Genomic DNA, 14,809 nt, shown 5'->3' on the forward strand with positions numbered 1-14,809 from the left:
GTCAGCGTCGCGGAGCGACTCGTTGGGGGGTGGTGGTCGGGCGACGGGTGGGCCAGCGTCGCGGAGCGACTCGATGAGGCATGGTGGTCGGGCGACGGGTGGGCCGGCGACGCACCGACCGCCGGGGTGAAGCCGTCGACGGAACGGTCGACCACGGCGATGGCGTCCGGTGTCGCGGCCACCTGACGGGTGAACAGATCGCTCACCGTCCCGGCCGCCTCGAGCTCACGCGGCGCGCCGTGCCAGCCGTCACGTGCCAGCTCGACCTCGCGTTCGTCGAGCAGATCGATATCGCCGACGATCGCCGCCGGATCCGCGGTAACGCCGTGCAGAATCCGCACCAGTCGATCGGCGAACGACGAGACGGTCGCCTCGTCGAACAGGTCGGTGGCGTAGGAGACGACAACCGAAACGCCCGCGGGCTCACCCTGGTTGCCGCGCTGTTCGGTCAGCGTCCAGAGCAGGTCGAATTTGGCGATGTGGACTTCGAGTTCGGCGGCCGACACCGACAGTCCGGGCAGTTCCAGCGTGCCGTGCGACATCTCCTGGAACGACAGCATCACCTGGAACAGCGGATGCCGCGCCTGCGATCGAGTCGGGTTGACCACCTCGACGAGACGTTCGAACGGAACGTCGCTGTATGCGAACGCCGCGAGATCGACTTCCCTGGTGCGCGTGAGGAATTCGGTGAAGGAGTGTCCCGGATCGACCTCCGAGCGCAGCACGAGCGTGTTGACGAACATGCCGATCAGGTCGTCGAGGGCCTGTTCGCCACGTCCGGCGACCGGGGTACCGATGGCGATATCGGTGGTGCCGGAGAGCCGGGCCAGCAGTAGTGCGAGCGCGGCGTGCAGCACCATGAACGGGGTCGCGCCCTCGGCGCGAGCCAGCGCACTCAGCCGGGTGTGCAGTTCGGCATCGATATCGAAAGCGAACTGTGCGCCGCGGAAGCTCTGCACCGGCGGACGCTGCCGATCGGTGGGCAGATCCAGCTGATCCGGCAGTCCGGCCAGCGCGTCCCGCCAGTAGGCGATCTCGCGGGCGGCCATGGACTCGGAATCGCTTTCGGCGCCGAGCAATTCGCGCTGCCACAGGGTGTAGTCGCGGTACTGCACCGGCAGCGGTGCCCAGGCGGGCGCTTCCCCGGCCGCGCGGGCGAGATACGCGGTCGTGACGTCGCGCGCGAGCGGCCCGAACGAGAAGCCGTCCGCCGCGATGTGGTGCACGACGAAGGCGAGCGCGTACTCGGGCGTGTCATCTGAGGCCGCACCGATGATCTGATACAGGCGCACCCGAATGGGCAGCTCGGTCGAGACATCGAAGCCGGCGGAGGCGAATTCGGTGAGCACGTCGAGCAGTTCGGACGCCTCGAGTGGCTGCACGTCGACACCGAGGTCGACCTCCTCGATCGGCAGCACCTGCTGATAGGCGCCGTCGCCCGAATTGGGGAAGATGGTGCGCAGCGATTCCTGGCGGGTCAGCACATCGGTGAGCGCGGCCCGCATCGCGTCGAAATCGACGCGACCGCCCAACCGCACCACGAACGGCAGGTTGTAGGTCGGCACCGTGGAGTCGAACTGGTTGATGAACCACATCCGCTGCTGCGCCAGCGACAGCGGCACCCGCTCGGGCAGTTCCTGGGCCACCAGGGCCGGTCGTGGCCGCTCGGTGCGCGGCGCCGATTCTGCGCGGGCGGCCAGACCGGCCACGGTCGGGGTCTCGAACAGCGCACGCACGCCGATCCGGGTGCCGAACGCCGCGCCGATCCGCGCCACCACCTGGGTGGCGACCAGCGAGTTGCCGCCCAGATCGAAGAAGTTGTCATCGATGCCGACGCGTTCCTGGCTGAGCACATCGGCGAAGATCGCCGCCACGATCTGCTCGGCCGGGGTACGCGGCGCCCGGAATCCGGCCGCGTCCACGCTGAACACCGGCTCCGGCAGCGCCTTTCGATCCAGCTTGCCGGAGGTATTGAGTGGGAACGCGTCCAGCACCATGATCGCCGCGGGCACCATGTAGCTCGGCAGCTTTTCCGCGACGAACCGGGTGAGGTCGATCACGTCCACGGAGCTTGCGGAGTGGCCATTCGACGGAGCGATCGACTGGCCCGGCGCGGGCACGACATAGGCGACCAACTGCTGACCGGTGGCGGTATCGACCACCAGCACCGCGGCCTGGCTGACCGCCGGATGGGCGAGCAGATCGGTTTCGATCTCACCGAGTTCGATGCGCTGACCGCGGAATTTGACCTGGAAGTCGGTGCGGCCGATGTACTCCAGGGTCCCCGCGACATTCCAGCGCACCAGGTCACCGGTGCGGTACATGCGCTCGCCATTGCTGCCGAACGGGTTGGCGACGAACCGATCCGAGGTCAGATCGGGGCGGCCGCGGTAACCGCGCGCGAGCTGACGTCCACCCAGATACAACTCACCCGGTGCGCCGACCGCCGCCGGGCGCAGCCGCGAATCCAGCACGTAGACCTGGACATTCCACTCCGGAATACCGATCGGCACCGTGACGGTGTCGGCGGCGGTGGCCTCCCAGTAGGTGACCGAAACCGCGGCCTCGGTGGGACCGTACAGGTTGTGCAAACCGGCCGAGGTGATCGCACGGAAACCCGCCGCCGTCTCCGGCGGCAGCGCCTCACCGATGACGAAAACCGCACGCAGCGTGGCACATTGGGCGGCGGTGGCATGGGCGACGAAGACCGTCAGCATGGATGGCACGAAGTCGGTGACGGTGACCCCGTGCCGCTCGATCATCTCGGCGACATACAGCGGATCGCGGTGCCCGTCCGGAGTCGCGACAAGAAGTTTCGCGCCGACCATCAGCGGCAGGAAGTATCCCCACAGCGATACGTCGAAGGTGGTCGCGGTCTTCTGCAGGTACACATCATCAGCAGTCAGGCGGTACTCGTCGAGCATCCACAGCTGCTGGTTGACGATCGCATGATGGGTTACCGCAACACCTTTCGGGCGTCCGGTCGAACCCGAGGTGTAGATCACGTAGGCGGTGTTGTCCGGACGCAGCGGCGCGCGCCGCTCCGAATCCGCCACCGGCGCATCGTCGTACGCAGATACGTCGAGGGTGTCGATTTCCACCCGGCGCATCGATTCCGGCAGCTCGAGTTCGTCACCGGAGACCGTCAGCACGCAGACCGGTGCCGCGGACTCGAGGATGTAGGCGGTGCGATCGGCCGGATGATCCGGATCGATCGGCACATACGCGCCACCGGCCTTGAGCACCGCGTGCATGCCGACGACGAGATCCAGCGAACGTCGCATGCCAAGTGCGACAAGCGATTCCGGGCCGACACCGTCGGCGATCAGGAACCGGGCCAGGCGATTGACCCGCGCGGCGAACTGCGCATAGGTCAGCTGAGCGCCCTCGAAATCGAGGGCCACATTGTCCGGGGTCAGCTGAATCTGCGCATCCAGCAGGGCCGCCAGGGTGGTTTCCGGGACGTCCTGCTCGGAGTCGTTCCACTCCGCGACGGTCAGCTCCCGCTCCGCCGCGGTGGTCAGTTCGAGGCCCCAGACCGGCGCATCCGCCTCGGCCCGCAGGAAGCGCTCGAAGAATTCGAGGAAGCGTTCGTGCTGACGCTGCGTCTCCGCCTCGGAGTACAGGTTCGGGTTCGTCTCGAAGTCGATGCGCGCGCGCGAACCGCCCTCGGACTGATAGAAGTTGACGCCGAGATCCTCGATGCTGCCGGTGGACAGCACCACCATGGTGCCGACCATCGAGCCCATGCTGATCTTGTCCTGGAACAGCATGATGTTGATCCAGGGGCCGAAGAACTCCCTGGTCACCACGCCTTCACCGGCCGCGTCGCGGCGGATGTCCTCGTGTCGGTAGCGCTGGTGCCGCAGCGCGCCGGTCACCTCGACCTGGACCTGCTTGAGCACATCGGTCACGGTGGTCTCGTGCCCGATCCGCAGCCGCAACGGCACGATATTCGACGAGACACCGCCGGAGCGGCGCATCACGGCGGTGGTCCGCGCGGTCACCGGCAGGCTCAGGATCACGTCTTCGGAACTGGTCCACTGCGCCAGATATCCGGCGAACGCGGCGAGCAGCAACCCGGCCGGCGACGAATCATGGCGCGCCACAGCCGCTTCCAGCACCGCGTTCTGCTCGTCCGAGAGCAGCACACTGCTGAGGGTGTTGATCGGCGCCGGGCCCGCGGACCGGCCCGCCAGGCTGGTGCCGTCCTCCACACCGGCGACCCGCTCGGCCCAGTACTTCTTGTCCGACTGGAACCGGGAGCTGTCGCGGTAGGTCATCTCCTGCTCGAGGAGCGTGCGCAGGTGCGCGGCATTGGCCGGTGCGGGCTCGGTGCCGTTCAACAGGGCGGTATACCACTCGGCCACCCTGGAAAGGTTGGTCACCGCACCGAAGCCGTCCAGCACGATGTGGTGCGCGCGCAGGTACAGGTACCAGTGGTGATCGCCCACCTGCAGGCCCGCGAAGCGCAGCAGCCGATCCTCGAGCAGGTTCAGCGGGGCGCTGTACTCGGCGCGCATCCACGCCATGGCGGCGGCCTCGGGATCGGCCTCACCGCGGAAGTCGACGTAGTAGACCTTGTCCCGGTCCGGGATCGTGTAGTCGATCCACTGATACGGCTGGCCGTCGATCTCGGTGATGCAGAGCATGCCGGAGCCGCGCTCCTGCCCGGAGCTGATCAGCGCCTCGCGCAGGACCTTCAGGTCGAGGTCGCCGTGCAGGTCGACGTACTGCGCGATATTGATCGGCACCTGCGGGTCGACGTGCTGGGCGTACCAGATACCCAGCTGCGCCGGGGACAACGGGAACGGCTCGCTCGACTCCCTCGAAGCAGCGTGCGCCCGTTCGCCACCAGTTTCGCCGTTTCCGCCGAAATCCAGCCGGTCCAACCGTAACCTCGCTTCCGGAACACCACACGAGCGCTCCCCGATGAACACCGGGACGCCGACGCGCACCTATAACAGCGTGGCGCCTGTGTTCCCGCGTTCAGTTCTCATCAATCAAGCAAAAATGTTCATTGGCACTATCTGCCCGTCAGGCCGGGCTTGTTACATGGGCGCGACCATGCCTGCCGCCCACCGACCGGCTCCGCCGGGAAGTTCAATGCAGATCACCGAAACAATCTACCGTCGCCCTCGCCAGCCGACCAATCAGCTCTCATAGCTGAGAAACATCAGCCCAGGCAGGGGGATCATCGCAAGTTTGCTGGATGGCTGTCACCGATCTCACACTGCCTGCGAAGGTCGATGTCGGTCGCGAGCCGGGTCGTAGAGATGGGACTGGGTACAGGACAGATTCGGGGTGAGGGCGCGGCCGACGAGAATAACGGCGGCTTGGCGCAGACCCGCGGATTCGACCTGGTCGACGATATCGGTAAGGGTGCCGCGCAGGACCACCTGGTCCGGTTGGCTGGCTCGGTAGACCACGGCGGCCGGGCAGTCGGCGCCGTAGGCCGGGATCAGCTCGGCTGCCAGTGGGCGGATTCGGGTGATGGCCAGATGCAGCACCAGCGTGGCCTGTGTCCGGGCGAAGTTCGCGAGGGCCTCGGACTCGGGCATGGCGGTAGAACGGGCCCGGGTGCGGGTGAGGACCACCGATTGGACCACTTCGGGGACGGTCAACTCGGCGCCCAGCAGGGCGGCCGCGGCGGCGTAGGCGGGGACGCCGGGGGTGATGTCCCACGGCACGTCCGCGGCGTCGAGGCGGCGGGTTTGTTCGGTGAGGGCCGAATATATGGAGGGGTCGCCCGAGCAGAGGCGCGCGACATCCTTACCGGCGCGGTGCGCGCGCACCAGGTGCTCGGTGATCTGGTCGATGTCCAGGTGTTGGGTGTCGATCAGTTCGGTATCGGGGGCACAGTGCGCGAGCACCTCGGGGTCGAGGTAGGTGCCCGCGTAGAGGCAGACCGGGGCGGTGCGCAGCAGCTCGACCGCGCGGACGGTCAGCAGGTCCGCGGCGCCCGGCCCGGCCCCGATGAAGTGCACGGTCATGCGGGTGAGTCTAGGGCTAGGCCGTCGCGTCGAAGTGGGCGATCACCTTGGTCGGGTGCACCCGGACCACCAGTTCGCCCGGGACGCCATTGCGCTTGCCGAATTCCTCGGCCCGGTCCGCGCCCATATAGCGGCCGCCGATCTCGGTGGCGGTGCGCAGGAGTTCATCGGGATCCTCGGACAGGGTCACCGTGCCCTGGATCTGAACGGACGAATACGGCGCTTCCTCGAGGTCGACCACCAGCGCGATCCGCGGATCGCGGGCGAAGGCCTTCCCCTTTGCCGTGGCCTTGCCGGTATTGAAGACCAGTTCGTCCCCCTCGAGGACAAACCACACCGGACTGACCACCGGTCGACCGTCGGCAGCCACGAACGCCACCTTCCCGGTCCGCTTGGCGTAGGTCAAAAACTCGCGCACCTTGGAATCCGAAAGTGAGTCCATCCCCCAACCCTAAAACCCCCACACCCGGCTGGACAGATGATCACGTGGAAACCATGGCGGCAAAACGCGAGAAGCCCCCGCCACCAGGTCCACTTGATCTTGATCGCTCAGAGGGTGCCTTGTTCGCGGGCGCGGGCGACGGCGGAGGTGCGGGAGCGGACGCCGAGCTTGGCGTAGATGTGCACGAGGTGGGATTTGACGGTGGTTTCACTGAGGAAGAGTTCCTTGGCGATCTCCCGGTTCGAACTGCCGTCGGCCACCAGGCGCAGCACCTCGATTTCGCGCGGGCTCAGCGTGGTGTCGGCGCGGCGCACGCGGATCATCAGTTTGGATGCCACCGCGGGCGACAGCACGCTCTCCCCCTCGGCCGCCGAGCGCACCGCCGCGAGCAGTTCCATCGGTGGGGTGTCCTTGAGGATGTAGCCGCAGGCTCCGGCCTCGATGGCGCTGAGAATGTCAGCGTCGGTGTCGTAGTTGGTGACCACCAGGACATTGGGCGGCTGAGCGAGCGCACGCAATTCGGCCGTCGCGTCGACACCGGATCGGCCCGGGCCGAAGCTGAGATCCATCAGCACCAGGTCGACCGGGGTGGTGGTACAGAAGGCGACGGCGGCCTCGGCGGTCGGTGCGTCGCCGGCGACGATGATGTCGTCATTGCTTTCCAGTAGTGCGCGCAGGCCCGCGCGCACGATGGCGTGATCGTCGACCAGGAGTAGGCGAATCATTGACCGCCCTCCTGGTTCGTTGCCTTCGGTATGCCCTGGGCGGATTCGGCCGCCCGCGAACTGGCATGTGCCGCGGCCGTCCCGGGATCGTTCGGCTTCGTCGAGCTCTGCGCCACCGCAGGCAGGTCGGGGTCGTCCGGCACAGGCTCGGAATCCGCCGCACGCTGCGCCAACGAGGGCAGGTCGGGAGCATTCGGCATGGGCTCGGAATCCGCCGCGTTCGTTTCCGTCGCGGACAGGACCGAATCGGCCGCGGGCGGGTTCGAATCAGCCGCAGACAAGCCGGATTCCGCTGCGCGCAGGCCGGAATCGACTGCGCCGGAACCGGGCTCCAGCGGAAACGCGACGGTGACCGCGGTGTGGCCCGGCTCGGACTCGACCGCCATTGTGCCGCCCTGCTGTTCGACGCGACTGCGCATGGCGGCCAGACCGAAGGTGCCCGTCGGCGGGCGGTCGAGCACCGATGGATCGATGCCCGTGCCGTCGTCGACCACGTCGAGGTACACATCGGTATCGGAGTACGTCAGGGTCAACCGCATCCGGCTCGCGCCCGCGTGGCGCACCACGTTCGAGACCGCCCCCTGCGCGATCCGAACCAGTGCCGCCTCGACGGGCATCGGCAGACGCTCCGGCGTGCCCTCGACGACCATCTGGGTGAGCAGTCCCGGATCCTCGGCGCGTTGACAGATGCGCTCGAGCGCCTGCGCGAGGCTCTGCCCCTCCAGGGCGGCCGGGGTCAATTCCGCTATCAGCCTTCGGGTTTCGGCCAGATTCTCCGCCGCCGTTTCGCGAGCCAGCTGAATCTGTTGCAGCGCAGGATGATTCGGCGCTGATTGCTCCGCGGCGTGCAGCAGCAGCTGAATGCTGCTCAACCCCTGCGCGACGGTGTCGTGGATCTCCTGCGCCAACCGTTCGCGCTCGGCCAATTTGCCCGCCGTGCGCTCCTGTTCCGCGAGAGTCGCTCGGGTACTGAGCAATTCGTCGATCAGGCGCTGACGTTCGGCGGATTCGCGGAACAGCGCCTCGTAGCCGAGCCCGATCCCCACCGCGACGGCCGCGCCGATAATCGGACCGATCGCACCTGCCACCGACCAGCCACGATGCACCCCGAAACCGATCACCGCCACCACCGTGGCCGCATCGACCGCGAGCAGACTCCACGGCCGTGGCAGCAGGTGCAGGTAGAGGAAGAACACACCGAATGCGAGGTATCCGGCATCGGGTGCGAGCACCACGAGGCCGAGCCACAGCACCGTAAGCGTCGCCAACCAGATGCGGATGCCCGCCGGGCGGCGACCGACCAGCGCACCGGCGAAGTACACGACCAGGAATGCCACGGTCAGCGTGACGACGCCGAGCGGATGTCCGGCGCCAGGCAGCAGTGCGCGCACCGCGACCACCACGGCCAGCGTCATCACCAGGACATGCAGCCCCAACCGCAGCGCGGTGAAGACAGGCGTGAACGGCGACGAATGCACGTTGCCAGCTTATGTGCGGCTATCCGGGCGGCATCCATCGAAAGGCGTAAAACACCGACCAACCTTCGATCGGGATGCATTCCTCCGCGTGCGCGATGGCATGGGAGCCCGCGCGCGGCAGGGTGATGACATGTTCGTCGCACTCCGGGATCTACGGGCCGCACGCGGCCGTTTTCTGCTCATCACGCTGGTCGTCACCCTGGTGGCGCTGCTGGTGAGTTTCCTCAGCGGTCTCACCGCCGGACTCGCGCACCAGAACATCTCGGCCATCGAAGCGATCCACGCAGATGCCATCGTCTTCGCCGATAACGGCGCGGACCCCTCCTTCGACGCCTCCGCACTGACCGAGCAGCAGGTCGAGACCTGGCAGGCGGCCGCGGGCTCCGTGGATCCGATCGGCATCAGCCGGGCGGAGGGCGCGGTGTCGGGGCAGGGTGCGACCAAACCCGCCCAGGTCGCGCTGTTCGGCACTACCGGAACCGCATTCGGCAACCGCGTCGCAACCGATTCCGGCACCGTCGTGCTCAGCACCGGCGCGGCCGACGCCCTCGATGCCATCGTCGGTGACACCGTCACGCTCGGCGCGGGCACCTTCCGGGTGGCCGCGGTCCAAGGCGCCGACTGGTACAGCCACACCCCCGTCGTCTGGATGACGGTCGCCGACTGGCAATCGGTGAGCCCACGCGGTGGCGCCGCCACGGTGCTCGCGGTATCCGGCATCCCGAATACGGCCTCCGTCAACGCATCCGCGCATACGACCTCGACCAGCGTCTCCGGATCAATGTCGGCATTGAGTTCCTACAAGGCCGAAAACGGTTCGCTGACCCTGATGACCGTGCTGCTGTTCGCCATCTCGGCCTTGGTGATCGGCGCGTTCTTCACTGTGTGGACGGTGCAGCGCATGCCCGATATCGCGACCTTGAAGGCGCTCGGCGCGACATCCGGCGCACTGGTCCGCGACGCCCTCGCCCAAGCGGCAATCGTACTGACCGCGGGTGTCGCGGTCGGACTCGGAATCACCATAGCCGCAGCAACATTCATGGGTGACGCGCTGCCCTTCGTACTCAGCCTCTCGACAACCCTGTACCCCGCGGCGGCCCTGATCGTCCTCGGTCTGCTCGGCGCGGCCTTCGCCCTGCGCTTCCTGTTCACCACCGACCCGCTGACCGCACTCGGTGCGGCCCGCTGATAATTCGGAGCTCCGCATGACCACCGCGACCATGACGAAAACCGCGCTCACCGTGCGCGAAACAACCCTCACCTACCCGGACGGCACGGGTCGCCTCACCGCACTGAACCAGGTGAACCTGCACGTCACCGGCGGCACCATCGCCGCGATCACCGGCCCCTCCGGCTCCGGAAAATCCAGCCTGCTCGCCGTGGTCTCCACCCTGATCCGCCCCGACTCCGGTCGCATAGCTCTCGAAACTTCCAACGGCACAGTCGATCTCGCCACCCTCACCCGCCGCGAAGCCGCCGCCCTGCGCCGCTCGTCGATCGGCATCGTCTTCCAGCAGCCGAACCTGATCCCCGCCTTGACGGCCGTCGAACAACTAGAGGCCATGTCCCACCTCGGCCGGCGCCTGTTCACCTCTCCCACCCGACGCCGCGAAACCCGTACCAAGGCAATGGAATTACTAGATGCCGTCGGCCTCGCCGACCAGCACGCCAAACGCCCCGCCCAACTCTCCGGCGGCCAACGCCAACGCGTCAACATAGCCCGCGCCCTGATGAACGATCCGGCCCTCCTGGTCATCGACGAACCGACCAGCGCCCTCGACACCGAACGCGGCACCGCCATAATCGAACTGATCCTCACCGTAGTCCGCACCCACAACGCCGCCACCCTCCTGGTAACCCACGACCACACCCACCTCCACCAGATGAATGCCGTCTACCGGATGGTCGACGGCACCCTCACCCCGATCCCCTGAAACCTGCTCGCCCGCTGGAATTTTCCAGTCAGCGGCTACCGTTGTCGCCATCCAGCGATGGGAAGCGCCAGTCGTGGTGTGCCGACTACCGTGCCCGGGGAACCGTTCCACCGAGCTGGGTGCACTGATCATGACTATCGAAAACCTCGAGCGCGCCCTCCCCGGGCTGGTGCAGTACCGCCGGGATGTGCCGGAAGTTCCCGACTGGCAGGTCGTCGAGAACACGCTCGGCTTCCGATTCCCGTCCGACTACAAGGAAATCTCCGAAAGCTATCCGCTGTTCGTGTTGTGCGACGACTTCATGTCTATCTACAGGCTGCGGCCCGGACACGAACTCGCCTTCGTCGAGGATGTGCGTGACAATCTGTGGATTCTGCAGGATAACTACGACGATGGGGTCGCGGAGTATCCGCCACATCCTCAGCCCGGCGGATTGCTTCCGTGGGGGGCATCAACATCTGGCGACACGTACTACTGGGCCGTGGCCGACGGGACGGCGGCGGCCGTGATCACCGGAAGCCGTAGCGACGTCTACTGGCGGTTCGACGGCGACATCACGGATTACCTCGCAGCATGGCTCTCGGGCGACGTCACACCCGATGGGCAGCCCACCGCCGCTCAACTAGGTGGCCCCGACTTCACCATCCTGGGGTGAAACCGGCTTCTCGTCGCCGGTCTGGTGAATTCACGGGCTCGGCGGCGGATTCACTCTCACCGACGAAATCGTCGACGCCTTGGATACCCACCCGACGCCAGGTGACTGGACACCGGCCTACAACGCCGACGGCGAGATCGAGGTTAACGTGCAGGTATGCCCAGCGTCGGCGTTTCTCATGAAGGACCCGATAAACCGAGCAGAACAGTCCGCTGTTCCCGGACCCGAACCTGAATCGCATCGACGACCGCTGCCACCTCCGGCCTGCGCAATGTCTCGGTGCGAGTGACGAGCCAATAGGTGAGCCGAACGGAGACTTCCTTTCGAAGCACTCGGATCAGGTCGTCGTGACGATCGGCCATAAAGCAGGGCAGTAAGCCGAGGCCCGCTGCCGCCCGGGTCGCTTCGACGTGCACGAAAACATTGGTGGAAGTCACCGATTCACGCATCGCAGGCGCGAAACTGGAGGCCAGGTCCAAGTCATCCACTTGCAGCATGGAATCGATGAAGTAGACCAACGAATGGCGCGCGAGATCTCCTATCGCCGTTGGTGTTCCGTGTTCACGGAGATAGTCACGCGAACCGTAGAGCCCGAGACAGTAATCGGCCAACCGGATTGCCCTGGCGCGGTGCACTTGCGGCTCACCCACCACCACTTCGATATCCAGACCCGAACGCTGCTGGGACGCGCGACGGGTCGCCGCCACGATTTCGACGGCGATCTTCGGATGCCGGCGCTGCACCTCGGCGGCGGCCGGTGCGGCCATATAGGCACTGAATCCGTCGGTCGCCGAAATCCGAACCACCCCCTCCAATACCCGCATGCCATCGGCGTCGGTAGCCAGCGACTTGACCGCGGATTCCACCGCCTCCGCCGCCGCCAACGCTTCCCGCCCGAGGTCGGTCAGCTCCCAACCACCGGTCACCCGGGTGAGCACCCGCCCGCCCAGCGTCTGCTCGAGTGCGGCAATGCGGCGCGAGATGGTGGTGTGGTTGATCCCGAGCTCCTCGGCGGCCGAGACGAAGCGCCCGGAGCGCCCGACGGCGAGCAGAACCAGCAGATCATCCGCGCTGGGGCGGTTGGGACCCGAGGCGGGCGGACTCATTTCTGCATTCTTGCAGACACGCACTGCACAACTGGTCATTGCGGCCGAAGATATGTGCACGAATACTCGTTCTGACCACGAAATGTGGGGGCCGTCACATCTTGTTGCCAGATGTGGCCCCGGTCATGAAGGAGATGTTCGATGAGCGTGCGCGATGCAATGCGGCCGACGGGAAACGATCCCGGTGGGATACCGGCCGGGCTGAGGCGGGTGGTGGCCGCGTCCATGGCCGGCACCGTGGTCGAGTGGTACGAGTTCTTCCTCTACGGCACGGCCGCGACGCTCGTCTTCAGCAAGGTGTTCTTCGCCAAGGGCACCAGCGATCTCGACGCGATCCTCGCCGCCTTCATCACCTACGCCGTCGGCTTCGCCGCACGTCCGTTGGGCGGCGTCGTCTTCGGGCATTTCGGTGACAAATACGGCCGCAAGAAGCTACTGCAGTTCAGTCTGGTGCTGGTCGGTGCCGCGACCTTCCTCATGGGCTGTCTGCCGACCTTCGCCCAAATCGGTTATTGGGCACCGACATTGCTGGTGGTCCTGCGATTCATCCAGGGTTTCGCGGTCGGTGGCGAATGGGGTGGTGCGGTACTGCTCGTGGCCGAACACAGTCCGAACAAGAGCCGCGGATTCTGGGCGAGCTGGCCACAGGCCGGGGTGCCGGTGGGCAATATGCTGGCGACGGTCGCTTTGCTGGCATTGACCTCGACGCTGTCCGACGCCGCCTTCCTGAGCTGGGGTTGGCGCGTGGCATTCTGGTTGTCCGCGGTGGTGGTGCTGGTCGGGTACTACATCCGCACCAAGGTCACCGACGCACCCATTTTCGTTGCGGCACAGCAGGAAATCGAACAGATCAAGGCCGATTCGCTCAGTGTCGTCGAGGTGCTGCGGCGCTACCCGCGCGGCGTGTTCACCGCCATGGGGCTGCGATTCGGCGAGAATATCCTCTACTACCTGGTAGTCACCTTCACCATCACCTATCTCAAGGTGCATGTGCACGTCGACACCAAGGTCATCCTCTGGTGGCTGCTGGCCGCACATGCCGTGCACTTCTTCATGATTCCGTTGGCGGGCAGTCTCTCCGATCGTTTCGGCAGGCGGCCGGTGTATCTGGTCGGCGCGCTCACTGCGGGCACCTGGGGCTTCTTCGCTTTCCCGATGATGGACAGCGGCCACAACGCGATCATTATGTCCGCGATCATTATCGGCCTGGTATTCCACGCCTTCATGTATGCGGGCCAGCCCGCGATCATGGCCGAGATGTTCCCGACCCGGATGCGGTATTCCGGTGTCTCCCTCGGTTATCAGGTCACCTCGATCGTGGCCGGATCGCTCGCCCCGATCATCGCCGTGCGCTTGCTCAATACCTACGAGTCCGCGGTGCCGATCGCCGTGTATTTGGCCGCGGCCGCGGCGATTACCGCGATCGCCGTCCTGTTCGCCCGCGAAACGAAGGGCATAACCCTGGAGAGCATCGACACCGCCGACGCGGAAACCCTTGCCGCACAGAGCCCGGCAGCGCGGGTCGCGCAGGCCGAAACCCTACGCGCGGAGCTCACATGAGCGAGCGAATGATAGGCACAGCCGAGCATCGCTCGGTCACGACGGAACCGAGGCCGGCGAGGTGCGGTCATGAGTGACTTGAACGGACGTTCCGCCCTGATCACCGGCGGCGCCAGCGGTATCGGCGCTGCCTGCGCCAGAGAACTCGCGGCACGCGGCGCCACCGTCACCATCGCCGATATCGACGACGTGGGCGCGAAGGCACTTGCGAGCGAGGTGAATGGAAGGGCTTGGGCCGTAGACCTGCTCGATATCCACGCATTGGAACAACTCACCCTGGACGTGGACATCCTGGTGAACAACGCCGGTGTACAGAGCATCAACCCGATCGAAGACTTCCCGCCGGAGCGATTCCGGAACCTGATGACCCTCATGGTCGAAGCGCCGTTCCTGCTCATCCGCGCGGCACTGCCGCAGATGTATCGGCGGGGCTTCGGCCGGATCATCAACCTGTCCTCGGTGCACGGATTGCGCGCGTCCGAATACAAGGTCGCGTATGTGACGGCCAAGCACGCACTCGAGGGCCTGTCCAAGGTGACCGCGCTCGAGGGCGGCCGCCACGGTGTCACCAGCAATTGCGTCAATCCCGGCTATGTCCGAACACCGCTGGTGGACAAGCAGATTGCCGATCAGGCCAAGGCGCACGGCATCGACGAGCAGGAGGTGCTGGAGCGGGTGCTGCTCACCGAGAGCGCGATCAAGCGCCTCGTGGAGCCGGAAGAGGTTGCGTCACTGGTGGGTTGGCTCGCCTCGCCGAACGCGGGCATGGTCACCGGCGCGTCCTACACCATGGACGGCGGGTGGACCGCAAGGTGATGCTGTGTTTGATGGCCGCGCCTTCGGCGCGGCGTGTTCGCGGCCCCCTGTGTCTCGCGTCCGAGCCGTCGAGACTCGCGACTACGTCGCATGCGCTTCG

General features: G+C 66.2%; 10 protein-coding genes and 1 pseudogene. 5 read left to right on the forward strand and 6 right to left on the reverse strand.

What is annotated here, in order from left to right; all coding sequences use genetic code 11:
* The 5 genes and pseudogenes from ON44_RS29235 to ON44_RS29255 all read right to left on the reverse strand — a co-directional run.
* Positions 1–4,892: non-ribosomal peptide synthetase (locus ON44_RS29235; protein ID WP_157187346.1), on the reverse strand; the 4,892-nt coding region annotated here is incomplete at its 3' end.
* Positions 4,893–5,228: 336 nt separating this feature from the next.
* Entirely contained in the window at positions 5,229–5,993 is a 765-nt protein-coding gene (cobM, locus tag ON44_RS29240; protein ID WP_040695783.1) for a precorrin-4 C(11)-methyltransferase, read from the reverse strand.
* A 16-nt stretch (positions 5,994–6,009) separates the two neighbouring features.
* On the reverse strand, positions 6,010–6,435 hold the full coding sequence (locus tag ON44_RS29245; RefSeq protein WP_040695786.1) for a PPOX class F420-dependent oxidoreductase: 426 nt from the start codon (positions 6,433–6,435) through the stop codon (positions 6,010–6,012).
* 107 nt (positions 6,436–6,542) lie between these two features.
* On the reverse strand, positions 6,543–7,160 hold the full coding sequence (locus tag ON44_RS29250) for a response regulator (protein WP_040695789.1): 618 nt from the start codon (positions 7,158–7,160) through the stop codon (positions 6,543–6,545).
* Positions 7,161–7,483: 323 nt separating this feature from the next.
* A pseudogene (locus ON44_RS29255) lies at positions 7,484–8,638 on the reverse strand (sensor histidine kinase); the annotation flags it as partial.
* 130 nt (positions 8,639–8,768) lie between these two features.
* On the opposite strand from ON44_RS29255, the gene ON44_RS29260 reads away from it, so the two are divergent.
* From ON44_RS29260 to ON44_RS29270, 3 genes are all read left to right on the forward strand, one after another.
* On the forward strand, positions 8,769–9,827 hold the full coding sequence (locus ON44_RS29260; protein WP_040695802.1) for an ABC transporter permease: 1,059 nt from the start codon (positions 8,769–8,771) through the stop codon (positions 9,825–9,827).
* Positions 9,828–9,858: 31 nt separating this feature from the next.
* A complete protein-coding gene (locus tag ON44_RS29265; protein WP_040695804.1) occupies positions 9,859–10,572 on the forward strand; it encodes an ABC transporter ATP-binding protein in 714 nt (237 codons plus the stop codon).
* Positions 10,573–10,702: 130 nt separating this feature from the next.
* Positions 10,703–11,227 carry an SMI1/KNR4 family protein gene (locus ON44_RS29270; protein WP_051182572.1) on the forward strand — a complete coding sequence of 175 codons (525 nt, stop codon included), beginning with the start codon at positions 10,703–10,705 and terminating at the stop codon, positions 11,225–11,227.
* A gap of 176 nt (positions 11,228–11,403) precedes the next feature.
* Here the strand turns inward: ON44_RS29270 and ON44_RS29275 are convergent, their stop codons facing one another.
* Complete coding sequence (locus ON44_RS29275) at positions 11,404–12,333, reverse strand: LysR family transcriptional regulator (RefSeq protein WP_245567380.1); 930 nt, start codon at positions 12,331–12,333, stop codon at positions 11,404–11,406.
* Positions 12,334–12,474: 141 nt separating this feature from the next.
* Here ON44_RS29275 and ON44_RS29280 point away from each other — a divergent pair, with 141 nt between their 5' ends.
* Together ON44_RS29280 and ON44_RS29285 are read left to right on the forward strand one after the other, a co-directional pair.
* A complete protein-coding gene (locus ON44_RS29280; RefSeq protein WP_040695794.1) occupies positions 12,475–13,893 on the forward strand; it encodes an MFS transporter in 1,419 nt (472 codons plus the stop codon).
* Between the two features lie 69 nt (positions 13,894–13,962).
* Positions 13,963–14,709 carry a 3-hydroxybutyrate dehydrogenase gene (locus ON44_RS29285; protein WP_040695796.1) on the forward strand — a complete coding sequence of 249 codons (747 nt, stop codon included), beginning with the start codon at positions 13,963–13,965 and terminating at the stop codon, positions 14,707–14,709.
* The last annotated feature ends 100 nt before the right edge of the window (positions 14,710–14,809 follow it).

Origin of the sequence: Nocardia vinacea NBRC 16497 (assembly GCF_000308835.1) — a bacterium.
GTDB lineage: Bacteria > Actinomycetota > Actinomycetes > Mycobacteriales > Mycobacteriaceae > Nocardia > Nocardia vinacea.

Coding starts and splice junctions, on each gene's coding strand:
- cobM (WP_040695783.1), bottom strand. CDS start 5,993: ATGACCGTGCACTTCATCGGGGCCGGGCCGGGCGCCGCGGACCTGCTG.
- ON44_RS29245 (WP_040695786.1), bottom strand. CDS start 6,435: ATGGACTCACTTTCGGATTCCAAGGTGCGCGAGTTTTTGACCTACGCC.
- ON44_RS29250 (WP_040695789.1), bottom strand. CDS start 7,160: ATGATTCGCCTACTCCTGGTCGACGATCACGCCATCGTGCGCGCGGGC.
- ON44_RS29260 (WP_040695802.1), top strand. CDS start 8,769: ATGTTCGTCGCACTCCGGGATCTACGGGCCGCACGCGGCCGTTTTCTG.
- ON44_RS29265 (WP_040695804.1), top strand. CDS start 9,859: ATGACGAAAACCGCGCTCACCGTGCGCGAAACAACCCTCACCTACCCG.
- ON44_RS29270 (WP_051182572.1), top strand. CDS start 10,703: ATGACTATCGAAAACCTCGAGCGCGCCCTCCCCGGGCTGGTGCAGTAC.
- ON44_RS29275 (WP_245567380.1), bottom strand. CDS start 12,333: ATGAGTCCGCCCGCCTCGGGTCCCAACCGCCCCAGCGCGGATGATCTG.
- ON44_RS29280 (WP_040695794.1), top strand. CDS start 12,475: ATGAGCGTGCGCGATGCAATGCGGCCGACGGGAAACGATCCCGGTGGG.
- ON44_RS29285 (WP_040695796.1), top strand. CDS start 13,963: ATGAGTGACTTGAACGGACGTTCCGCCCTGATCACCGGCGGCGCCAGC.